Annotated in this window: 18 protein-coding genes; 7 read left to right on the top strand and 11 right to left on the bottom strand. The window is 67.8% G+C overall.

The features are described 5' to 3' along the window. Positions 1-156: 156 nt before the first annotated feature. Together ABEA93_RS26375 and ABEA93_RS26370 are read left to right on the top strand one after the other, a co-directional pair. Entirely contained in the window at positions 157-714 is a 558-nt protein-coding gene (locus ABEA93_RS26375; RefSeq protein ID WP_345678308.1) for a TetR/AcrR family transcriptional regulator C-terminal domain-containing protein, read from the top strand. After that, a complete protein-coding gene (locus tag ABEA93_RS26370; protein WP_345678267.1) occupies positions 605-1,309 on the top strand; it encodes an ATP-binding protein in 705 nt (234 codons plus the stop codon). Before ABEA93_RS26375 ends, ABEA93_RS26370 begins: the two co-directional genes overlap by 110 nt. 23 nt (positions 1,310-1,332) lie before the next feature. On the opposite strand, the gene ABEA93_RS26365 is transcribed toward ABEA93_RS26370, so the two are convergent. The 3 genes from ABEA93_RS26365 to ABEA93_RS26355 form a co-directional block, all read right to left on the bottom strand. After that, complete coding sequence (locus ABEA93_RS26365) at positions 1,333-4,164, bottom strand: helix-turn-helix transcriptional regulator (protein WP_345678266.1); 2,832 nt, start codon at positions 4,162-4,164, stop codon at positions 1,333-1,335. Between the two features lie 189 nt (positions 4,165-4,353). After that, positions 4,354-5,844: an aldehyde dehydrogenase family protein gene (locus ABEA93_RS26360; protein WP_345678265.1), complete on the bottom strand. Its 1,491-nt coding sequence runs from the start codon at positions 5,842-5,844 to the stop codon at positions 4,354-4,356. Between the two features lie 53 nt (positions 5,845-5,897). After that, a complete protein-coding gene (locus tag ABEA93_RS26355) occupies positions 5,898-6,302 on the bottom strand; it encodes a nuclear transport factor 2 family protein (protein WP_345678264.1) in 405 nt (134 codons plus the stop codon). A gap of 381 nt (positions 6,303-6,683) precedes the next feature. Here ABEA93_RS26355 and ABEA93_RS26350 point away from each other — a divergent pair, with 381 nt between their 5' ends. From ABEA93_RS26350 to ABEA93_RS26335, 4 genes are all read left to right on the top strand, one after another. Next, positions 6,684-8,222: an ABC transporter substrate-binding protein gene (locus ABEA93_RS26350; RefSeq protein WP_345678263.1), complete on the top strand. Its 1,539-nt coding sequence runs from the start codon at positions 6,684-6,686 to the stop codon at positions 8,220-8,222. Between the two features lie 89 nt (positions 8,223-8,311). Then, on the top strand, positions 8,312-8,947 hold the full coding sequence (locus tag ABEA93_RS26345) for a TetR/AcrR family transcriptional regulator (RefSeq protein ID WP_345678262.1): 636 nt from the start codon (positions 8,312-8,314) through the stop codon (positions 8,945-8,947). 216 nt (positions 8,948-9,163) lie between these two features. Continuing rightward, a complete protein-coding gene (locus ABEA93_RS26340; RefSeq protein WP_345678261.1) occupies positions 9,164-9,481 on the top strand; it encodes a nuclear transport factor 2 family protein in 318 nt (105 codons plus the stop codon). A gap of 236 nt (positions 9,482-9,717) precedes the next feature. Beyond that, a complete protein-coding gene (locus ABEA93_RS26335; RefSeq protein ID WP_345678260.1) occupies positions 9,718-12,930 on the top strand; it encodes an ATP-binding protein in 3,213 nt (1,070 codons plus the stop codon). A gap of 56 nt (positions 12,931-12,986) precedes the next feature. On the opposite strand, the gene ABEA93_RS26330 is transcribed toward ABEA93_RS26335, so the two are convergent. From ABEA93_RS26330 to ABEA93_RS26320, 3 genes are all read right to left on the bottom strand, one after another. Next, positions 12,987-13,841, bottom strand: a complete 855-nt coding sequence (locus ABEA93_RS26330) for a hypothetical protein (RefSeq protein ID WP_345678259.1) — start codon at positions 13,839-13,841, stop codon at positions 12,987-12,989. Further along, positions 13,834-14,643 carry an RNA polymerase sigma factor SigJ gene (gene sigJ, locus ABEA93_RS26325; RefSeq protein WP_345678258.1) on the bottom strand — a complete coding sequence of 270 codons (810 nt, stop codon included), beginning with the start codon at positions 14,641-14,643 and terminating at the stop codon, positions 13,834-13,836. The genes ABEA93_RS26330 and sigJ overlap by 8 nt, the downstream gene beginning before the upstream one ends. A gap of 631 nt (positions 14,644-15,274) precedes the next feature. After that, entirely contained in the window at positions 15,275-15,841 is a 567-nt protein-coding gene (locus ABEA93_RS26320) for an NADPH-dependent FMN reductase (RefSeq protein WP_345678257.1), read from the bottom strand. Positions 15,842-16,148: 307 nt separating this feature from the next. On the opposite strand from ABEA93_RS26320, the gene ABEA93_RS26315 reads away from it, so the two are divergent. Next, a complete protein-coding gene (locus ABEA93_RS26315; RefSeq protein WP_345678256.1) occupies positions 16,149-16,760 on the top strand; it encodes a MarR family winged helix-turn-helix transcriptional regulator in 612 nt (203 codons plus the stop codon). A gap of 149 nt (positions 16,761-16,909) precedes the next feature. Here the strand turns inward: ABEA93_RS26315 and ABEA93_RS26310 are convergent, their stop codons facing one another. The 5 genes from ABEA93_RS26310 to ABEA93_RS26290 are packed head-to-tail and all read right to left on the bottom strand — an operon-like array spanning position 16,910 to position 23,026. Further along, positions 16,910-17,983, bottom strand: coding sequence for an LLM class flavin-dependent oxidoreductase (locus ABEA93_RS26310; RefSeq protein ID WP_425585100.1), 1,074 nt, complete (start codon positions 17,981-17,983; stop codon positions 16,910-16,912). Between the two features lie 48 nt (positions 17,984-18,031). After that, complete coding sequence (locus tag ABEA93_RS26305; RefSeq protein ID WP_345678255.1) at positions 18,032-18,934, bottom strand: SMP-30/gluconolactonase/LRE family protein; 903 nt, start codon at positions 18,932-18,934, stop codon at positions 18,032-18,034. Between the two features lie 29 nt (positions 18,935-18,963). Then, positions 18,964-19,761: an SDR family NAD(P)-dependent oxidoreductase gene (locus tag ABEA93_RS26300; protein WP_345678254.1), complete on the bottom strand. Its 798-nt coding sequence runs from the start codon at positions 19,759-19,761 to the stop codon at positions 18,964-18,966. Further along, complete coding sequence (locus ABEA93_RS26295) at positions 19,758-21,350, bottom strand: AMP-binding protein (RefSeq protein ID WP_345678253.1); 1,593 nt, start codon at positions 21,348-21,350, stop codon at positions 19,758-19,760. The genes ABEA93_RS26300 and ABEA93_RS26295 overlap by 4 nt, the downstream gene beginning before the upstream one ends. A gap of 35 nt (positions 21,351-21,385) precedes the next feature. Continuing rightward, positions 21,386-23,026: an ABC transporter substrate-binding protein gene (locus ABEA93_RS26290; RefSeq protein WP_345678252.1), complete on the bottom strand. Its 1,641-nt coding sequence runs from the start codon at positions 23,024-23,026 to the stop codon at positions 21,386-21,388. Positions 23,027-23,095: the final 69 nt, after the last annotated feature.

The following is a 23,095-nucleotide window of genomic DNA, read 5'->3' as shown; positions in this document are numbered from 1 at the left end:
GCCGCCGTCCGTCAGGACGGCGGCGGGCTCGGCCCATGCAGCGTCCGGCCCGCCCGGTACCGTGTGGACGTGCCCCGCCCACGTTCCCTCACCTTGCCGGCCATCGCGTCCGCAGCCCTCCGTGTCACGGACCGGGAGGGCCTGACCGGGTTGTCCATGCGGTCTGTGGCAGTGGAGCTGGGAGTGGGCACCATGTCGCTGTACCGGTACATCGAAACCCGTGACCAGCTCGAGATCATGATCGTCGACCTGGTGCTGGCGAAGGTGGCACTCAAACCGCCCGCCGCCGAGTGGTCCGACGCGGTGAGCATCCTCGCAGAGGAGATGCGCCGGGCACTCACGGCGCACCCCGCCACCGCCACTCTCGTGGTGACCCACCGCTTCACCAGCGCAAACGGCCTCCGCTGGGCCGAGGCGCTGCTCACTGCGCTCACGGCGGCCGGGCTCACCGGCAAACAGCGCTACTTCGCCTTCCGCACACTGGTGGGATACGTCGTCGGAGCATTTCAGACGGAGTACACGGTCCCGTTCCCCCGGGAGACCGCGGCACTGCCCGCAGAACTGCGCGCGGACGAGTTCCCCCTTCTCGCGGAGAACGCGCGCGATGCGCGGCGCGTCGGATTCGACGACGAATTCCGATACGGATTGGGGGTCGTGCTCGACGGACTCGCACACAGCGTCCGTCGTTCGAGCAAACCTAGGGGCCGCCTTTAGGGGGATCCCCGATGCCCACGCCGGACCGGTGGGCTGGGATGGGTGTACGCACATCGAACGATTCCTGCGAAGTGACAGTGCCATGACTCCTTCCCACGAAACCGAGTTCTTCCCCACTACTGGTTACCTGCGCGACGTACGGCTGCCGAATTTTCGTGCGGCGCCGACCACGGTCCCCACCGGCGACGCGACTCCATGGCAGCCGGCCAGAGTCGTCCACTCCCTGGCGCACAGCCCTGCGTCGGCCGCGGCCGCGCGGCGTCTGGCCAGGACCGCACTTACGCGGTGGCGTGTGGATGACGACTCGGCGAACGACATCCTGACCATTGCGTCCGAACTGATCACGAACGCAATCCAGCATGCGCTTCCGGGTGCGGTCACGCTCCGCCTGTTCATTTTCCCGATGGACCGTCGGCAATGCGTGCGCATCGAAGTCGGCGACGGTGGACCGAATACGGACGCATCGGCCGAACTCGTCGGTGAGCACGACGAGCACGGCCGCGGCAACGTGATCGTCACGTGCCTCTCGGCCAGGACCGGCTCCTATCGGAGTGACGACGGCATGACCTACTGGGCGGAAGTCCCTGTTGCCTGAGAGCGGTGGGTCGGCTGCGAAAGCTACCGATGGGGCGGTGTATCCGCGGTGTTCTGCTCGAGAGCTGCCATGAGCTGGTGGCGGGAGCCGATTCCCAACTTGCGGTACGCATTGCCGAGGTGGACCTCGACGGTCTTGGGCGTGACGAACAGCGTCTGTGCAATGTCCCGATTGGACGCGCCTGCGATGGCCAAGTCCGCAACCCGGCGCTCGCTGGGAGTCAGGGATGCCGGTCCCTCGACGGCGGAGCGCCTCGGCCTCGCGCCACTGGCCCGCAGTTCCGCCACCGCCGCCTCGACCACGGGCGCGGCTCCGCAGCCTTCCGCCAGGGAGACCGCCTCCTGCAGCGGACGACGCGATTCCGCGCGGTGTCCTTGCCGCCGGAGTTCGGAACCCAACTCGGCGAGGGCCTTGGCAAGCTCGAGCTTGGCCGGAGAACCGGTCAGGACATCCACTGCCTCGCGCAACAACCTCATCCTGACGTCGCCATCGTGCACCATGCCGGCCACCCGCAAGGCCCGTCCGAGTGCGCGCGGCGCGCCCCACATGCGCGCGCGGGCGAGCTCGTGCTCGGCGCACGTCCGGGCCTCGTCGACCTTGCCGAGAGCCTGCAAGGACAATGCGCATTCCGAGCGCCAGGGCAGGAGGGCGGGGTTGTCCATTCCGTGCCCGCTGCCGACCCGGCCGGCAAACCGCGCCGTCTCCGCGGCATGTTCGTGGTCCCCGTGAAGCCGGTCCACTTGGGCACGGCAATCCAGCATCAGGTACGTGGTCTGCTGCTCGTGCGGCACCTCGTCCAAGACCCGGACGGCCTCGTCAAGTCGCCCCTGCTCGATCAGGGCACCCGCCAGAAAGCTCGCCAGGAAGGGCGGCCCGAGGCTGACCCCCGCGAACTGCCAGGTATCCCCCGCTTCCCTGAACGCCCCTTCGGCCTCTGCCAGTTCGCCGCGCCACAGCCAGGCGACCCCTCGGCACCAGTGCGCAGTCCCCAAAGCCATGGGCGATCCGTGCAGGTTGGCCTGGGCAATGGAGTCGTCGACCATGTCCAGGACCGCGTCGTCGTCGGCCGCAAGCAGCGTCACCCAAGAAGTGATCAGAGGGCTCTGCCCGTTCATCATCTGGACCAGTTGTCCTCCGGCCAGCGCCCGATGTGCGCGGCCGACACCGTCCGGATTGCACACGAACGCCTCGTGCAGCGCCAGCAAGCAGTCGAACGCACGGCCGCCGAGGCTCTCGTCCGGTGGGAGTTCGAGCAGGTCGGGGACCTGAGCGAGGATCGTGTCCCAGCCGAGAGCAAGCACCGGCAAGTCGAGCAGGCCGGCACGAAGCCTGCGGTGAAGGTCCACTTCGTCGACGGGGAGACCGGCAAGGCCGACGTGGAACGCCCGATACGCGTCGTCGAACCGGTTGAGGTAGAGCAGAACCTGACCGAGCCGGTCGGCGATGGCGCCCCGCTCCGTCGGCGTCTCCGCCAAGGCCATCGCCTGTCCGAGGTACTCGGCGGCACCCGCGACATCGAACCGGGTACATGCCGCCCCCAGGTCGGCGAGGACTTCGCGCCTGGCTTCGCGGCCGTCCGCACCCGCCATGTCCTCGAGGCAGCGGCGCAGATAGATGACCGCGGCCTGGGGTGCTCCTCGTCGCATCGCGTCGGCAGCAGCACGCCGGAGGATGTCGGCTGCGTGCGGCTCGATTCCGGTGGGCAGGCGCAGGAGATGTGCGGTGATCTGCTCCGGCGGGGCACCACGCTCGGCGAGCAGACGGGCGGCGGCGTGATGACCGCGAATGCGTTCGCTGACGGTGAGTCGCTCGTAGAAGGCGGATGACACGAGCGAGTGTGTGTACCGGATCCGCCCCGGTGCATCGCGCTCGGTCAGCAGGAGTCCGCTGCCGCGCAGTCGGTCGACGGCGTTCCAGGCCTCCGATGGGTCCAGCCCTGCGATGTCCGCCGCCAGCGTCAAGTCGGCGTCGCCGCCGAGAATGGCCACCGCACGGGCCAGCACCCCTTCCCGAAAGGAGAGCTGACCCAACAAGACGCCGACCCGGAGTCCGATGGCGTCCGCACCCAGTTCGGAAAGCCGTCCGGCGTTGGCAGCGGTTGGCGCGAGACTGCGGTCGCGGACGACCCGCGCCAGCTCGCGGAGCAGGAGCGGGTTCCCGCCGGTTGCCGCGTGCGCGGCAACCGCGAAGTCGGTTTCCGGAGCCGTGGGCAGGATCTGGCTCAGCAGGCGTGCTGCCCCGTCCGGGCTCAGCGGCGCCAGCCGCACGCGCTCGCACGATGGATCGGTGGCGATCTGGGCGGTGAGCGGTCCCGGGTCCTCGGGGCGCATCCCCACGGCCAGCAGCACGCGAAGACCGCTCAAGCGGGGCAGCAGATACGCGATGAAACGCAGCGACGCCTCGTCGGCCCATTGGAGATCGTCCACGACCAGGACCAAGGGGCGCTCGGATCCCAGGTTCGCGGTGAACCAGTACAGGCCGTGCAAGCTGGCGAAGTCTCCCGCGGGCGGCTGGTCGGACCGCGGAGGCTCGAGGACCGCCGATGCCGATGCCGCACCGGTCAGCAACGACGCTTTCTCCTCGGGCGTCAACGTGTTGAGAATGGGCTCGAAAAGCTGCCTGGCCACACCGAAAGCGAACTCACGTTCGAGAACCGAGCCCCGCGCCGTCGCGACACGGAGACCTGCCGACGAGGCCGCCTCACGAAGTTCGTCCAAGAGGCAGGTTTTGCCGAGGCCGGGCTCCCCTTCCACCAGGATGCACGACGACCCGCCGTCGGAAACGAGCTCGACGGCGTTCAGCAGGGCGCGGAGTTCGCCCTCCCGTTCCAGCAGCGTCGCGCGACGGCCCACCATGTCCCGATTCTGGTCCACCAGGTGCCTCGGGGCGAATGGCGTGGGCGTGAGCACGCCGTCCGTCGACCGAGAGTCAGCCACTAGAGTGAATCACCCGCGGCTGTGGAGATCAACGGAGCGGCCGACATCGGGAACCGGCCAATCGGGATGGGCCGACGAACAGTGCGCCCGCCGGCCGAGGTCAGGCCCTCATGCAGCCCCGAATGCCGCGTCCACCACCGCCTGCCCCAACCCTGCGTAGGGTGGGAAGAAGGCCGGAATCAGGTCACCTTCGCCACGCTCGACGATGCCCCGGGCGATCGAGAACTCGCGGAACCCTTCGACACCCCTGTGCCGTCCGTAACCGCTGTGCCCGGCGCCACCGAAGCCGAGCGACGGGAGCACGCCCTGGATCGCACAGGTGTTGACACAGGCTCCTCCCGAACGCGTCCGAGCGAGAGTCTCCGCGACCAACTCCGGATCCGCGCTGAAGACGTAGAGTCCGAGGGGCGGCTCCCCGCTGTTGACGTAGGCCACGGCGTCGTCGAACGAGTCATAGGGCTTGACCGGGAGCAGAGGCCCGAACAGCTCCTCACGCATGATGCCCAGGTCGTCTCCCGGGTCGAGGATCAGGGTGACGGGCAGCTGCCGACTCCCCGGAACCGCCGCATCGCCGCCCGGCGGGAGGTCGACGACCTCGCATCCGGCCCGCTCGGCTTCCGCGCGCAAGCGCAGGAGTCGTTCCGTGTGGCGTTCGCTGACGATCCCCACGCAGTCGTCCGACGCCGCATAGCTCGGCACGGTGTCCTGCATAAACGTGCGGGCGAGCGCGACGAACTCGGGCATGGCATCCCGCGGGACCAGGCAGTAGTCGGGCGCGATGCACACCTGGCCGCTCTTGACCAGTTTGCTTCCCAGGATCTGCGCCACCGTCTCGGCGTCGACGCGGTCCGGTGCCACGACCGCGGGGTTCTTGCCACCCAGTTCGAGAGTCACCGGGACCAGGTTCCCGGCGGCTGCGACGGCGACCTCGCGGCCGACGCCGGCATTGCCGGTGTAGAGCAGATGGTCCCAGCGAAGCGTCGGGAATTCCTTGGCGAGCCCCAGACCGCCCGTCACCACGGCTACCTGTTCCGGGTCGAAGGTGCGCGCAACCATGTCCGACAGGAGGTCCGCACAGGCCGGGGCCACTTCGGAGGGTTTGATGACAACCCGATTGCCGGCGCCCAGCATGTCCGCCAGTGGACCCAGCGACAGGAGGAAGGGGAAGTTCCACGGCGCGAGGATCCCGAGGACACCCTTGGGTTCGTACTGGATCCGGGCGGTGGCCGTCCCGAACAGCGCGGGGTCGACGTCCCGGGCCTGTGCCGCCGCCCATTCGGGCAGCCGTTCCCGGATGTACGTTGCTTGCCCGGCCACACCGAGCACCTCGGTCATGTCGGTGACCGGCCGGGGGTGCACACCGAAGTCGGCGATCATCGCATCTTGGATCTCCCGCCGGTGTGCCACCACCATGCCAGCCAGCGCGGCGAGTCGGTCCTGCCGCTCGGGCACGGACGGCACCCGGTGCGTCCTCGCCGCCTGCTTCTGCGCGCCGAACACGGCTTTCAGCCGGGCGATTGCATCCGCATCGGAAGATGCAGTCTCCCCGGGTGCGGCGGGCGATGGGCTCACCGTGTCCAGACCTTCAAATCCCGCCATGCGGAGACTCCGTGAGTCGGGCCGAACCCAGGGGTCCGGGCACATCCTGGTGGTCACCGACCGGTCGGGCCGGCGAGTGTACGAGCGATCTTGTGGGTGTCCACGAAGTGGTCGAACCGAATGACCTGTCCTTCGCACAGCCGGAGCACGTGCGCGAAACGAAAGGTCTCCTCGGGGTGTTGGGATCCCTTGGCGAAGGCCTGACCCATCACGGTGACAACGTCACCGGATTCGATCACCTCTTCCGGGTGGAACTCGAGCTTCTCGTACGTTTCGCCGATCTTGGGGAAGACCTCGGTGGCGACGGCGTCGCGCCCGCGGGTGAGCCCCGTGTAGGGGAGCACCTCCAGTTCCGGCTCCGCCCACTCGACGTCCGGGTGGAGGGACTCGTACAACGTCGTGAAGTCTCCCCGGAGGAAGGCTGCGTACATCTCCCTCACCATGTCCGCTTGTGACACCGCACGGCTCCTTTCGTGAAGGGCGCTCCCCGACGGATCGCGCGTCCAACGCCTATTCCAGATCGCCGGGCAGCCCTGGGCATCAGGGAATCCCTTAGGCGCAACCCCAAGCCGCCGCCCGGATGCACCGAAGCCATATGCATACATGCATAGCATGAATGGATCCTTGTCTGAAAATCTTGTATCCATTAGGGTCTCGGCTGTGGCCCACATGCCCGGAGGCGAGCGGTGACCCGAGGCTCGGACGGCATCGACGCAAGCCGCGCTCTCCTCACACCCCCAATGGGAAAGGTCGCCGATCCCGTGACGCGTGCGCAGACAGCGCCCCACGCACCGATCCCTCGACGCCGACGACTGGCCGCTGCCGCTGTCGTCCTGGCGATGGCAGCCTCGGCCGGCTGCGCCGGCGAATCCACGGACAAGCCGCAGCCCTATGGAACCCCCGCGCACGGTGGAACCCTCACCTTCGCCTTGCCCAGCGACGCGACATCCCTGTCACCATTCGGCGCGTCCTACCAGAATGTCGGTGACGGCAGCCGTCTCACGGCCCTGTACGACACGCTGGTCGGGACGGACCCGGCAACGGGCAGCGTCCAGCCACACCTCGCCGAAGCACTGACACCGTCGGGGACGCCGGCCGCCGACTTCACCAGGGTCTGGACGCTCACCCTGCGGGCCGGCGTCAAATTCAGTGACGGCACACCGCTCGACGCGGCTGCGGTGAAGTTCAACTGGGAACGCCACAAGGACCCGCGAACGGGTTCGTACCAGCGCGCGGCAGCGAACAACATCGCCGCACTCACCGTGGCGGATCCGCTGCATCTGAAGATCACCTTGCCCAACCCGAACGCCAACTTCGATCGCCTGGTCGCACACAGCCTGAGCTTCATTGCCTCGCCCCTGTCACTGAACACCAAGCCCGCCGACGAGCTTTCCGGGGCCGGGCCGTTCCTGCTCAAGAGCTGGCACCCCGGCCACGACATGGTTCTCACCAGGAACCCGGGCTACTGGCAGAGCCCGCAAGGGCTTCCCTACCTCGACCAGATCCGGTATGTGGTCGACCGCGACGCCGACAACGCCACCCTCGCCGTCGGCAAAGACATCGACATGACCCTCACGATCGACGGCCAGACCGCCGCTGCGGCCGACCGGGCCGGCAAAGGTGTCGAGCGCGTCGGGCTGAGCGCAGGCGGCCCGGCAATCATCTTCAATCTCAACCGACCTCCCTTCGACGACCCGAAGGCACGCCAGGCCATCGCCTATGCACTGGACCAGCGTGAGATCGACACCCGCCTGTATCGGGGGGAGGGGGTGCCCGCCAAGGGCATCTTCACGTCGTCATCGCCACTCGGCAGCTCGCAGCTCACCGAACCGGCCGGCGATCCCACACAGGCTGCCCGCCTGTTCGCCGAACTCACGGGCAACGGGACCCGGAAGTTCTCCTTCACCTACATCGGACTCGAAAACCCGCAGACGGCCGCCTTCGCGCAGTTCATGCAGGAGAAGCTGAACCGGTACCCCGGCGTCGCGATGACCGTGCAGCTTCTGGACATCCCCACATATGTCCGGACCGTGCGTCCCGACAGCGACGGATGGTCAATCGCCATTGGCGCGGAATGGATCGACGACCCCGAGCCGGGGTTGTTCGACCTCGTCCACACCGGCGGTTCCGCCAACCTGGGCGGTTACCACAGCAGCACCGCCGACCAGGCTTTGGAGCGGGCGCGCCTCACCATCGACCCGGAGCAGCGCCACGACGCCTATGTCGCGGTCCAGCAGGAACTGAACAAGGACCTGCCGTTCTGGGTCTACCAAGAGGCGTTTTGCGCGGTGATCTTCGGGCCCCATGTGACAGGCGTGCAGACGATCAACGACGGCCTCGTCCAATGGGACCGCATCGGCTTGCGGGACTCCCGGTAGGGGTATTTCCGGGCAGGAAGACACCCTGGCCACACGAGGCGTTGCCGCACCGAGCCGGCCCCGCGCTGCGCGGCTAAGATGGCCTCGCCATGGCAACCGAGACCCCCAATTCCGACAAGGCGCCGAAGCCCCGCGGGCGACCATCGGGGCGGGTTCGCGACGCCATCCTCGCGGCGACGGCCGAACTGCTGCGGGAACAGGGCGTTGCCCGCTTCACCACTCCGGAGGTCGCCAAGCGGGCCGGCGTGGCGGAAGGCAGCATCTTCTACCACTTCACCGATCGCATCGGACTCCTGCAAGCGACGTTCATGGCGGGCCTGGAGCCGTTGCGTTCCATGGACAGGCCGGAAGTGGACAACACCGACCATGCCCGGGCGTTGGAGCAGATCGCCAAGGGCATCGAGCAGTTCCTCGATCAGGCGATGCCGGTGCTCTTCGCCGCGCAGTCGGATGTGCGGCTGCACGATGCACTTGCCGCCTACTTGAACGAGGAGAACCTCGGCCCGCATCGCGGCATCACCCTGACGGCCGCGTACCTGGCCCGGGAACAGCAAGCCGGCCGGATCGCCGCGGACGTCGACACCGAGAGCGTCGCAATGCTGCTCGTCAGCAGTTGCTTTCTGCGTGTGGGGCAACACCAGATCGTCGGGACGAAACACACGCTGCCATCACGCAAACGCACCATCGCGACGATCGTCGGCCTGCTCGGCACACCCGCCGGGTAGCTTTCCGCGGGGGCCAACGCGGCAGCGAGCGCTGGCGGCCCGTTGGTTCTGTCGGAAAGCAATGCCCCCACTCCCCCTGGTGCGAGCGACGCGTGAGCAGCATGGGAGTGCGGCGCGAGTCCGCGATGCTGTGATTGCGGCATGCACCCATCCCCAGGCTCAGGCGCCACCCCCGCTCAGGACTTCGAGGCTTTCCTCAAGACCTATCCACAGGTCATGGCGACGACCGACGAAGACCCCGCAGCGATCTTCGATCGCTACCACGTAGAGGATTTCGTCCAGATCAATGATGGTATGTCCCTTCACCGGCAGCAGTTGATCGACCATGCCGGCCCGGTGCGTCGAAATGTCGCCTCGTGCTCGGTCGACGTGCACAAGGTGGTCGTCAAGGACGAGTTGGCGGCGGCCCATTACACACTCCACGCCGTGATGCGCAAAGGGGGCGCGGTGACGACGGAAATCTACGCGTTCGCGGCCTTCGCACCCGACGGTCGGCTGCAGCACATCCACCAGATCACGCGGTCCCTCACGTAGCTGCTGGTTGTCTCACACACATTCTCGTCGTCCCCCGCCGCCGGTCGACAGTGGCGGGGGACGTCTGTCGGCCGGCCGCCGCATCGCTCCGCGGAATCCCGGCCGCCTGGGCTCCGACCGGCCCCCACGCCCCCGGCGGAGAGACCGTCGCGGTGGGTAGTGGATATCCTGAGCGGGGCGCCGGAATCGGTGTTCCGCCCGGAGGTCGACCGAGTGGGGGACGATCGGGAGCGCGTATGCAGATCGCCGTACTTGGGCCGCTGCGTGTCGTTATCGACGAGGTCGTCGTCGACGTGGACGGGGCGCGCCTGCAGGCCCTGCTGACACGGTTGGCATTGAGTGCGGGCCGGGTGGTCAGCACGGCGACATTGGTCGACGCGTTGTGGCCACAAGAGAGCGTGGGCAAACGCAGGCACGCCCTCCAGTCACTGATGTCCAGGCTGCGGCGGGCACTCGGTGGGCATCCGGCCCTGCGCACCGTCCCTGACGGATACCGCCTGGACGTACCCGACGACGCCGTGGACGCCCTGCAATTCGAACGAAGTGTCAAGCAGGCCCGCGGCCGACTCGCGATGGACGGTGCGACCCCGCAGGCGGTGGACGAACTGCGGCAAGCTCTCTCCTTGTGGCGCGGGGAGCCCTTCCTCGGGCTGACGAACGTCCCTTTCGCGACCGCTGCTGCCGAACGGCTGTGCGAGCTGCGTCTCGTCGCGGTCGAGGAGCGAATTGCGGCGGAACTGGCCCTGAGCGTCGATCCCCGCGACATCGTCGCGGAACTCTCTGTCTTGGTAACCGAGTTCCCGCTCAGGGAGCCGTTGCGTTGCCTGCTGTTGCGCAGTCTCGACGCGCAGGGCCGCCGGGCAGAGGCCCTGTCCGCATACGAGGAATACCGCGGCCTGCTCGCCGAGGAACTGGGAGTCGATCCGGGTCCCGAACTACGTGCCATTCACCTTGACGTGCTGCGTGGCGCCCGTGTGGTCCCGCCCAGCGGGCCCGCACGTCGCGGCGCCTCGCTTCCCGTGCCGTCGAGCAGCTTTGTCGGCCGGGAGGCGGAGGTCGCCGGGATCGCCGCGCGGATGCTCCGGCATCGGCTTGTCACGATTGTCGGCCCCGGGGGCGTCGGCAAGACCCGGCTGGCGATCGCCGTTGCGGCACTGCCCGATGAGGGGTGGGCGGCCGGGGTGTGGTTCGTGGATCTGGCGCCCGTATCGGATCCCGATGACGTGGTGCCGGCGGTGGCGGCCGCACTGACGCTGCGGATCGGCGGCGAACTCGACGGATCGTCGCGGAGGGATCCTCTGGGCAGGCTGGTGGACGCACTCAGCACCGCCGAAGGCGTCGTCGTCCTCGACAACTGCGAGCATCTGTTGGATGCAGCCGCCGCCTGTACGGAAGCGCTCCTACGCCACTGTCCCGGGCTCCGCGTTCTTGCGACCAGCAGGGAACCGCTCGGCCTCGCCGGCGAAACCGTGATTCCCGTCGACCCGCTCGGCCTGCCCCGGGAGGGGGCGAGGCACGACGAGGCCCTGGCATCACCCGCAGTCCGGCTCTTGTGCGAACGAGTGACCGCGGTGCGCCCGCAGTTCCGCGTGAGCGAGGAGAACGTGGCAGCCGTAGTGGACGTGTGCCGTGCGCTCGACGGCCTGCCGCTCGCCATCGAACTGGCAGCCTGCCGTTTGCGCACGATGCCACTCGGCGAGCTCGTGGGCAGGCTCACGAACCGGTTCGGACTGCTGAGCACCGGGCACCGCACCGCACAGGCCCGGCACCGTACGTTGAGCGCGGTCGTCGACTGGAGTTGGCAGCTCTTGGGCGAACCGGAACGAGAGTTGGCGGCCCGTCTGGCGATCTTCCCCGGCGACATCTCGGTCGCGGCGGCAGCCGACTTCTGTGCGCGCGTCGGCATGGCACCCGACGAGGTGGTGGAAGGGCTTTCGCTTCTTGCGGACAAATCATGGCTCCACCTGATCGACGGGGCGCAGCCCAGGTACCGCATGCTCGAGACCATCCGCGAGTTCGCGCTCGAGCGTCTGGCGGTGTCCGGCGACCGCACCAGTGCCAAGCGCGACTTCGCCGCGTCATATGCGGATCTGGCCGAGGCTGCCGCCGACGGCCTACGCGGGAGCCGTCAACTCGGCTGGATCGCACGGCTTTCCGCGGAACGCGCCAACCCGGCCACCGCCCTGCGCTATGCCGCGGAAGTCGAAGACGCAACGACCGCGGTCCGCCTTGCGGCGGCTTTGGGGTGGTTCTGGACCGTCAGAGGGGAGCATGCCGCAGCCGCAGACCTTGCGCTCCTCGCCTTGCGGACCCCCGGGCCGCGCCCTGTGGCCGCCGAGGCCATGGCCGCAGCGATGCACCTGTTCAACCGGGTGATGTCAGGGGGAACCGCGAACGGCGGACTCGGCCGGGATGAAGCCCTGCTCCTGGCCCGTCGAGCCAGGCGGTTTCCGGCGGCAGCCGTCATCGAGGCATCTCTGGCGCTATTGGACAACGACATCGCCCGGGGCGTCGACGCAGTCAATGGTTCTCTTCCCGACAGCGGTGACTGGGACGGCGGCCTGCTCCTGCTCCTCAAGGCGTTCCTCCTCGGGAACGACGGCGATCTTCCGGCCGCACAAGAGGCCCTCGTCGCCGCGGTCGGACGGTTTCGCAACGCAGGAGAACGTTGGGGACTGGCCTGGGCGTTGAGGGCATTGGCGCATACCGAGGTCGTTCTGGGCGAATTCGACCGCGCCATCGAGGAACTGGCCGAGGCCGTGCGACTTGTACGCGAACTGGACCCGGAAGATCCGGCCGTGGGGCTGCGTACGGCCCTCGCCGTTGCCAGAAGCCAGAAAGGCGACATCGACACCGCGCTTCGCGAACTCGCCGACGTACTGGATTCGGCCTCCCATACGGCCGCGTCGCAGCAGATGCTCTTCGCACGCATCGCCTTGGGCAACCTGTGCCGCCACGCGGGAGACGTCTACGAGGCGACCGTGCACTATGCCACAGCGCGGAAGCAACTCGAGGCACACGCGTCGCAAAGTCTGCCGCTGCAACGGGCCATGCTCGGTGCCGCCATGGGACACCAGGCAATCGCACGAGACGACTTCCCCACCGCGGCGCGGCATCTCGTCGAAGCCTTCACCTTGGCCTCGGCCGTACCCGACATGCCTGTCGCAGCCCTCAGCGCGGTGGCTGCCGCGCGGCTGCGTCTGCGCAGCGGCAGCCCCCGCACCGCGGCCTCGATGCTCGGCGCGGCCGACGTCCTCCGAGGGGCCGCGGACGTATCCGACCCCGACGTGGCCGCTATCGCCGACGACCTGTCCGCGGCACTCGGACGCGTGGAATTCGAAGCCGCGTACGCGCGCGGCCGCGCACACGATCGCGCTGCCGCACACCACCTGATCGAGATGCAACTGGGTCTGCTCGTCCGTGCCTTGAACACCGCACCCGTACTCTGAGGATGTCCCCCATCGCTTCCCGCTCTGCGTAACGCTGCTTGCAGGCAGGACTGCGGTCAGGCGGAGCTGCCGAGGATGCGTGCGTCGGGGAGGGCATCGAGGGCGGGTTGTGGGAGGAGCCATCCCTCTTCGGCAATGTGGCGGGTGCCGACTGCGCGCAGGGCAGGATCGGCGCGCGCGCGGCGCACGAACTCCTCCGGGCTGCCGCCGAACTGGTCAGCGATACGCGGAGACCTGGCGCACAACATCGTGAGAATCTCACGCTGTGGCATCAGCGGCGTCGGGGTGCGGCCATCGGGGCAGGCCAAGACCCCAAGCGCATTGACATAGAGGTGTACACCGAATAACGGTGCACCGTCGCCGAGTTGGACCAGGAACTGCTCGTCGAACACGACCCTGCGGTACTCGGGGTATTCCGTGTCGTCGAAGGCCTTGAGCTGACGCGCGTCCAGCCACGTGACGACCAGGTCGACGACCGCCCCGAGGCGGGTGTACGGGGATGCTGCGACGTAGCCGGCCGGACTGACATGCCCTGAGAAGCCGATCCGGATACCGTGCACCCGCGCAGGAGTCAGGGGAACAGCCGTGGACAGCCCTGAGTCGCGAAGCTTCTGACGGACTTGCCCCGGCGACGCGTGCGAACCGATCGCCAAGACCGGGATACGTTCGCGCATGCGCTCGTCACCCAGGACCGCCAACGCCGTGTCGAGCGGTACACGGCGACCGCCGCCTACGTCGACCATCCACTCACCGACCGCCACATCGGGGTCTCCGGCAGTGATCGCGAACAGGTCGTTGCCGCGAAGAAGCCCGGGAAACGTGAGAGGTCTCCCTGGATAGCAGAGCGGGTCGAGGGCCGGCGTGTCCGCCAGGCCCAGGCCCTCGAGGCTCCGATCGTTGGACTCAGCCATTGCGGACCTCCAACATCATCGTGCTGAGGACCCTGCCGTCCCGATCGTGGAAGACCGCGCCGGGCTGCCCGTTGATGTCGTGCGGCTCGGCGACAATGCCGCGCTTGCCGAGCTGCAGGGCGAGCTGGGCGAGCGCGCCGGTTGCGTCCTGCGCTTCGCGGATCCGGCCCGCCAAGAACGGTTCCTTACCCCTGTCGTCGCCGTCCAGCAGCACGTCTGCGGCGAGGAGATCCCGCAGCCCGTCGACATCGCCCTCGCGGAACGCGTCGAAGAACCGTTCGGCGAGTGCCGCGCGTTCCTTGTGACCGGCTTTGAAGCGGGGGCGGCCTTCATCCATGTGTCGGCGTGCACGGACGGCGAGCTGCCGACATGCCGTTTCCGAACGTCGCACGACAGCCGCTATCTCCGGGAACCGGAAGGCGAACACCTCCCGCAGCACGAACACCGCCCGTTCCAACGGAGTCAGCCGCTCCAGCAGCAGCAGCGCCGCCATCGACACCGAGTCCGCCAACTCGGCAGAGCGCTCCGGATCCTCGTACGGGTCGTCAAGCAACGGCTCGGGAAACCACAGCCCGATGTACTCCTCCCGCCGCACCCGCGCCGACCGCAGCACATCGATCGAAATCCGGGTCACCAACGTCGAAAGGTACGCCCTCGGCGAGGCGGGCTCAGCCGCGGAAGCCTCGTAGCGGAGCCATGACTCCTGCACCGCGTCCTCGGCATCACTCACACTGCCGAGGATCCGGTACGCCAGGGAGACCAGCACCGGCCGAAACTCCTGGAACTCCTCGACGCGAATCACGCCGGTTCTTCCTCACGACCCCGCTGCGCCCCGTCCGACCCGGCTGCGACGGCCATCGTGTCCGTCCGCCGGTACACGACCCGCCGCCTCTGCCCTGGCCCTCCAATGCCACCAACCACGAACAGCCGCACGATCCCACCATCCAAGCTCGGTGATTACCCATGAACGTCAAGACAAGGCAACGGATGTGGATGACGACGGTGCCGCGTAGTGCGGTTCACACGTGTCGGATGTCGCCGTGGTGAGCGTCGCCCTGCCTACTCGCGGCGCAATGCGGCCTGTCCGCTGCGAACGCACGCCTCGGGTGCCCAGGACGAAGGCGCACCGCCGGCACGTCCACGAAGACCGCCGCCAACACGGTCAGCACAACGAACGCGGCGTCCGTGCAGTGGTGTTGTCCGGCGACCAACGACACATGGGTTCGCCGCCGCGCTGCATTGCGGCCTGCGGGTATGCACGCACTCGGCGGGTGGCGCATGAGCCCGCGGGATGGATCCATGTCGCAATCACAGCACCGCGGGCTCGCGCCGCACTCACATCGCGCTCACACGCCGCCGGCACCGGTGGGAGATGCGCATCACCCCGGCAAACAGGAGCCAACGCCTGCCCGAACGCGGCACCTTCATCGGCGTCAGAGCGCCCCGGAGCGTATCGAACCGAGTGCGGTCGCCCAGCTCTCGAGTTGGTCCAGAACGCGCGTCAATTCGTCCTCACGTGAGGCGATCGGCGAGAAGCGCGGGTAGTCGGAGAAATCCGTGGCAACGAACAGCGGGAGCTGCGCCTGCACGGTTGCCATCTGCAGCTCGGCCGCGACCAGACGCAGGTGTTCCACCGCGCGGACTCCGCCCGAGGTACCGAGACTGACGAACCCTGCCACCTTGTTGTTCCACTCACCGTAGACGAAGTCGAGCGCGTTCTTCAGCGCGGCCGTGGGGCCGTGGTTGTACTCCGGCGTGACGAACACGAAGCCGTCGAACTCGGCGACCTTGCGCGCCCATGCCTGTGTATGCGGGAGCTCGTACTGTCCGTACTGCGGCGGCAGCGGCTCGTCGAACGCGGGAAGAGGGAAGTCCGCCAGGTCGACCAGTTCATACGTGGAATCCGGCCGTTTCGCGGCGATCTGATGGACCCATTCCGCCACCGAGCGAGTGACTCGGCCGGGACGAATGCTTCCGACGACGACAGCGATGTTGGGCATGCGCGCTCCTTACCAGGACAACGCAGTAGGGACCACGAAACAGCCGTCGGCTTTGGCGCGGCCCACCACACGCGATGGTTGATACATCAACTCGAAACTAACGAGAGAGCAGTTGATGTGTCAACCGCGAGAAGGTCGTTAGTATGGCCGTTCATGAACGGGCAGCGGGACCGACGACGCCGAACCGGGGCACGTGCGGTCCGTGGCGGGTCGATGCCGGCCCCGCAGGCGGGTACGACGCCGCGGCGCGCCGGCGTGGCCGAACCGCATCCGGCCATTTCCCGCGCGGTCAAGCGGAAGGAGCGCAGTGACTTCGGCGTCGCAGGATGAGAGTGCAGCCGAGGCGCACGACCATGCCCACACCGGGTGCGAGGCATCCGCGGAGGCAAAGCAGGCGGCCGCCCGCGACGACGCAGCAAGGTCGAGCGGACTCCGACTTGACCCGCACGAAGATCGTGCGTGGCAGAGCTTCTTCGGGATGCAGGTGTTGTTCTGGCGCAAAATGGCGCAGCAACTGCATCAGGACACCGGCCTTTCCGAACCCGATCTCGCGATCCTCGGTGCCCTGAATGACGCACCTCAGGGCCGCCTGCGTCCGTTTCAACTCGGCAGCGTGACGGACTTCGAGAAGAGCCGCCTGCATCACCAACTCGACCGCATGATGCGGCGTGGCCTGATCACCCGCGAGCCGTGCGCCGACGATCCACGTGGAACGACGGTCGTCCTGACTGCCCAGGGCCGCGAGGCGATCCTCCAGGCGATTCCGCGCCGAGCCGCACACATCCGTCAGTGGCTGATCGAACCGCTCGACCACGCGCAACTCGACGTTCTGACAGAAGTGTGCGACCTCGTGGCGGAAGGACTACGCACGGGAAGGAAGACTCCGCCCGGCTCGGACCAGGCCGAGTGCGAGCGGTGAGAACGCGTATTCCGTGTGGCAGCCCGGCAACCCGGATGCGTTGGCAATCCCGTCGGACGCAGCCGCAACCGTCGACGCGCCACTGAGGTAGGGGGGTTCGTCACGGACGCGGTTGCCTCTCGGCTGGGGCGTTCCTTCCTCTCAGCGCTTCACGCCTGTTCGTCCGAAGACAGGAACGGGCCATCGGGCCAGGAAGGCACCGGCTGTGCGGGGAACGGCCGGCTGGGAAGTTCCCTCCGCAGCACCGGGGCAATCTCGCTCTGGAAGAGTTCGAGGGTCTCGAAGTACTCCTCCCGGCCCAGCACCTCACCGTCGACATGGATGTGCAGGGCCTCGTGACCGAACTGCTCGTGGTACCGGTGCACCTTCTCGATGATCTGCTGGGGACTGCCGATGAGTGCGGAGCTGCGTTCCACGAAGTCCTCGAACGACGTGAAAGCGAGACTGTGCCGGTACTGGTTGTTGACGGCCAACCGTGCCTCGAAGATCGGGCGGTAACGCTCGACGGCTTGTTGGCTGGTCCGCGCGCCGAAGTATCCGGCAGTCCCGGCGCCGACCAGCGCATCGTCGGGATTGTGCCCGTGAAAGACCCATCGTTCCCGGTAATGCCGGATGAGTTCGGCATACGGACCGATAGGCCTGCCGCCGTTGGAGGAGAACAGAGGATCGCCGAAAAGGGCGGCGAGCTCTACGGACTCGGTGCTCGTGGCGCTTCCGTGCCAGATCCGGACCGGCCGTAGCGGACGGGGCACGACTTCGGCGTCCTCCAGGGAAGGGCGGAACCGGCCGTGCCAGGTGACCTTGTCCTCGCGCCACAATCGCCGGAACAGCTCGTAGTTTTCCCGATGGCGGTCGCGTTGCTCCTCAGGGCGGACACCGAACAGACTCTGATGCACCGTTCCGTTGCCCTTGCCGATGATGAGCTCCAGTCGGCCACCCGAGAGGTGGTCGAGCGTCGCATAGTCCTCATAGGCACGCACCGGGTCGAGCAGGCTGAGCGTGGCCACGGTGGTGAAGAGTCTGATCGTGGACGTGCGGGCGGCGATATTGCTCAGGATCACCGGTGGTGACGATTCCTCGAACGGGCGCTCGTGGCGCTCTCCGATGCCGTATCCGTCGAAGCCGAACTGTTCGGCCAGCACCGCGTTGTCGACCTGCTCGGTCAATCGCGCGGTCGGCGACTTCCGCTCGCTCGACAGGTGCGGGAGGGCGATGAATTTCACGTGGGTTCCTTGGCTGGGAGGGATCGTGCTGCCGGCGGTTGCTCCGATTCAGTGGCCGGAGGCCGACTCCGCCGAAGGGACTTCGACTCGGCAGGACAGCACCTTCGACCGGTGATCGATGCGGTAATCGGTCTCGAACAGGGTGGGCGACGCACACAGGAAAAGCGTCCGGCCATCCGCACCGCCCATCGCCAATGCGAAGACGGTGAGCTCACCCGAGTCGACGTGTTCGACGATCTCGCCGCCCTCGCGCACCCGGAACGCCCCGGCGCCCGCGGCGTCGGCGACCCAGAGTGCGCCTTCCGCGTCCAAGGCGATCCCATCGGGGAGGATGGCGCCCGTCGCCGCCATCCCCCGCGCTGTCGGTGCGAGCACTCCACGGGAAAAGTCCGCCCAGACGCGTCGGCCCGACAACGACCCGTCCGACGCGATGTCGAAGACGGTGATGCGTGCACCGTACGTCTCCGCTACCAACAGCCGTCGGCCGTCGCCTGTCAGGGCAACCCCGTTCGGGAAGCGCAGGCCGTCGGCGACGACGGTGACACTCCCATCGGTGTCGACCCGTGCCAGAACCGCGTCGCGCAGGAGGCTGTCGGCCTCACCGTCACCACCGAAGTTGCCCAGATAGGCACGGCCTTGCGCGTCCACCTGCATGTCGTTGCACGGCCCGGTGGCGATCTCGCGGAGGTCCGCCACCACGTCCAGCCGATTGCCGGTGAGCCTGCACAGCGACCGGTCCAGCATGGACACCACCAGGAGGTTGCCGTCCGGGTCCCAGCCAAGGCCCGATGGCTGTCCCGGGACCTCGCAGATCGTCTCCGCCACGCCGTCGGCGATCCGGACTACCTGTCGGGTATAGAAGTCGGAGACATACAAGGCGCCTTGGCGCCACCGTGGCCCTTCGAGGAACGAGTAGCCGTCCACGACCACCGACAGGGATTCCGCGTCCACCCGCTTCACGGTGGGATCGCTCCGGCCGTTCACGCCTGGACCAGCCTTGCCAGAAGGCCGCCGTCGGCGGCGATCGTGGAGCCGGTGACGAACGACGCCTGCTCGGACGCCGCGAACAGGATGACCTCGGCGATCTCCGACGGCTCTCCCACTCTGCCGATGCTGCGCCCGTCCATGGGGAAGCCCGCGCGCACCAGATCCTCGTCGCTCGCCGATCCGCCGCCCCGCAGCATGTCGGTGTCGACGGCACCGGGGGCAACCGCGACGACACGGATCCGGTCGGCTGCGAAATCCAGTGCCATCTGCCGCGTCAAGGCCACGACGCCACCCTTCGCCGCGGCATACGCGGCGGTCTTCGGCATGGTGGCGAAGGCATGCACGGAAGCCACATTGACGATGGCACCGCCGCCGGCCGCGCGGAGCCGGGGGATCACATGACGGCTCATGAGGAAGACGCCCTTGAGGGAGACACCGATCACCCGGTCCCAATCCGCTTCGGACAGGCCGTCCACGGCGCCGCCGGGTTCCAGCAGCGCGGCGTTGTTCACCAGCACGTCGATTCGGCCGAACGCGGCCTCGCACGCGGCGACGGTGCCCGCACAGTCCGCGTCCACGGAAACATCCGCCACGAAGACCGCCGCCGTTCCACCGGCGGTTTCGACCTCTTTGCGGACGGCTTCGGCGGCCCGGCGGTTCACGTCGACGATGGCGACCGCAGCGCCTTCCTCGGCCAGCCGAAGGGCTGTCGCGCGTCCGATGCCGCCGCCGGCTCCGGTGACCAGGGCCGTCTTCCCGGCCCAGCGTCGCCGGCTCTGAAACGCGGTCACTCTGCCACCTCCTTCTTCAGGACAAGACGCAGTTCGCTCTTTCGGACCTTGCCGAGCGTTGATTTGGGCAGGTCGTCCACGAAGCGGACGTCACGTGGCCGCTTGAAGTCGGCAAGCGCGTGGTCGCAGGCGCGGTGGATCTCGGCGGTAAGCCGGGGACCGGGCCTTCGGGATACCACGAACGCGACCGGTACCTCGTCGAGCATCACGTCGGGGGCTCCTACGACCGCGCATTCGTCGACGCCGTCAACTTTGCTGATGACCGACTCGATCTCGACTGCCGCGACGTTCTCGCCACCGACCTTGAGCATGTCCTTGGCTCGCCCGCGGAAGAAGAACTGCCCGTCGGGGGACTCGGTCACCTCGTCGCCGGTGTCGTACCAACCGTCCTCGAAGGCGGCCGCGGTTGCCTCGGGATCGTCCAGGTACCCCTGGAACAGGCCGGCGCCGGGCCTGGCTCTCACCCACAAGCGCCCGCTCTCGCCGGGCCGGGCCGCACTGCCGTCGGCGTGGCGCACGGCGAGATCGTAGCCGTCGACCCGGGTTCCCATGGCGCCTTCGGCTCCGGGCCGCGCATGATCACCGGCGATGCACACCGCGACGGTCTCGGTCGACCCATACCAGCCGATCAACCGGATTCCCCAACGTGCGGCCACGGGTTGGTCACCTGCCCCGGCGGCCCACAACCGGAAGTGGTGCTCGACTGGATCGGGGCCGGATCCCAGGGCGCGCAGCACGAAGGCTGTGACGCTTGCCGTGGTACAGCGGAATTCCGCCGCGATGTCCCAGAAGCGGCTCGCCGAGAAGCGAGGGAGCAGGATCGTGGTCCCGCCCGCCCAGAGCATCGGCAGATAGGACAGAGCAAGCGCGTTCGTGTGGAACAGGGGCAGATATATGGGCTGCACATCCGACTCGTGCAAGCCGAGCACTCTTGCCCCTGATTGGGCCGCCCACAACGCGTTCGCATGTGTCCACACCACGCCTTTGGGCCGTGCTGTGGTGCCTGAGGTGTACTGCACGCTGCACGGCGTCCACGGGGAGATCCGGCCGTGACCGCCCTGCCGGCCATCGCCGAGAAGGGCCTCGAAAGGCACGACGGCTCGGGGCGGCACCGACTCCGGTTCCTTCCCTTGGTCGCTCGCGGTACTGACGACGAGCCCCGCGTGGGGCGCGGCGCTCATTACCGTTCCCAGGTACCGGGGTTGCGTGATGACGGTGATCGCGCGGCTCCCGGTCACGATGTGACGGAGCTCTTCACACGCCAGTCTGGTGTTGCTCGTCACTGCTTTCGCACCAAGGCGTGCGCAGGCCAGCCACGCGATCAGGAACTCGGGGCAGTTGTCGAGGTGGATCAGAACGGATTGGCCGCCGCGGACACCGCGGGCAGCCAGACCGGCCGCGCACGCCTGCGTCGCCTCGGAGAATTCGCGCGCGGTCCACTGTCGCCGGGGCCCGTGGAAGGGCACCCACACCAGCACGGTCTTGTCCGGTGCCGAGGCCGCACGCGCGTCGACCAACCAGGCCAGGTCCCTGCCTTCGCGGGGTGGGGGTTCGACCTCGACACCGCGATTCTCTGTGCCCACTGTCACCTCAGACCTCCACGTCTTGAGCGCCGTTCGCCTGGTCAGGACAGCCAGGTGTCGTACAGCTGGTCGAGGTGCGCGTCCGCGTCGAAGGCGAGTGCATGCACCGCAGGTGAGGCGGCGAGCAGGGCTGTCTCCTCGAACACGGGAATCACCAGACCCTGTTCGAGAATGTGACGCTGAGCTTGGGCGAGTGCCGCCGAACGCTGGGCGGGGTCCTGGATCGCGGCTTGCTGCTGCAGCAGTGCCTGCAGTTCCGGATCGTTTCGATGGAGGTAGTTCGGCGGGGCGTTGGTGTAGGCGGTTCGCAGAACGTCGCCGTCTCCGCCTCCGATGGCGTACCAGAAGTAATCGAACTGGGAGGCCGCAAGGCCCGAGACGATCTCGGCAGCGGTCTTCTTGACCAGGTTGACCTGGACTCCGATCTTGGCAAGCTGCGACTGGATCAGTTCGAGTGCCTGCTGGCTGTTGCTGAACTGATCGAACCAGCCGATCGACAGACTGAGCTTCGCGCCGCCCTTCGTCCGGATGCCGTCCGGACCCTTGTGCCAGCCGGCCGCGTCCAGCTCCGCCTCGGCGCGCTGCGGGTTGTACGCGACAAGGTCGTGCAGGTCGACGAACCCCGGCGTGGTCGAGGCCAGCGGGCTCGTCGCGGTCTTGAATTCCGGGCTCAGGACGGTGTCGACGATTTCCTGCCGGTTGACGCCGAAGCCGATGGCCCGACGCACCGCGGGGTCGTCGAGCGGCGGGACATTCACCAGGGGCATCAGGCCGTAGACCGTGCCCGGCTTGGGCTGGGCCAGTACCTGGGCGCCGTTTCGCTTCACGGTCTTCACGGCCGCGGGCAGCAGCCCGGACATCGCATCGATCGACTTGGTGGCAAGACTGCCGGTCCGCACACTCGCCTCGGGTATGACCACGAACTTGACTTCATCGAGGTAGGCGTCGCCGGTGTGGGCGCGACCGGACGCCGGCCATGCGTAGCCCATCCGCTTGTCCAGCACGACGTCGGCGTTCTTCGCATAGGACTTGAGCACGAAGGGACCGGTTCCGGCAATCGTGTCGCGTTGCTCGAACTTCTGCCGCAGGGCATTGGGCGAGATGACGCCAAAGCGTGTCGAGGCCGCCAGTGACAAGAACGGTGAGTTCGGGCGTTCGAACTGCACAGTGACAGTCCGCGGATCGACGACCGTCGCGCTGCGGTACGAGGCGAACGCGCTGACGATCTGCGGGTTCTCCTGGGCGGTGTTGGCCGCAATGTCGTCGAAGTTGTCCTTCACCACCTGCGCGGTCAGGGCGGTCCCGTCGGAAAACGTGACACCGTCGCGAAGATGGAAGGTGTACGACGTCGCGTCCGTGTTCACGGTCCACGACTCGGCCAGCCACGGCTCGATCGCACCCGTGGAGGGATTCTGCCTGACCAGCGAATCGAACAGCTGCCGGATGATGAACATGGCCTCGTCACCGGAGGACTTCCCCCGCGGATTCAGCGTGATCGGGTCACCACTGATGGCGAGGCGCAGTGTTCCTCCGGGCTTCGGTGCCTCGTTGCCGTTCGGTTTCGCCGGGTTGCTGCCGCCGCCCCCGCAGGCGGTGAGCGTCAGTGCGGAGACTGCGAGCCCTGCAAGCAGTGCCCGGGGACGGGGGCTGAACAAATCGCGGATTCCGCGTCTCGTGCGCATGCCGGCACTCCTCGGTGGTGAGATGACGTTGCGGTTTGTCGGGTCGCAGCCGGGCATGGCGGCAACGCC

The sequence above is a fragment of the Yinghuangia aomiensis genome (genome assembly GCF_039542225.1).
GTDB classification, from domain to species: Bacteria; Actinomycetota; Actinomycetes; order Streptomycetales; family Streptomycetaceae; genus Yinghuangia; species Yinghuangia aomiensis.
The sequence above is the reverse complement of the archived record's forward strand: the minus strand, read 5'-3'. Positions and strand labels throughout refer to the sequence as shown.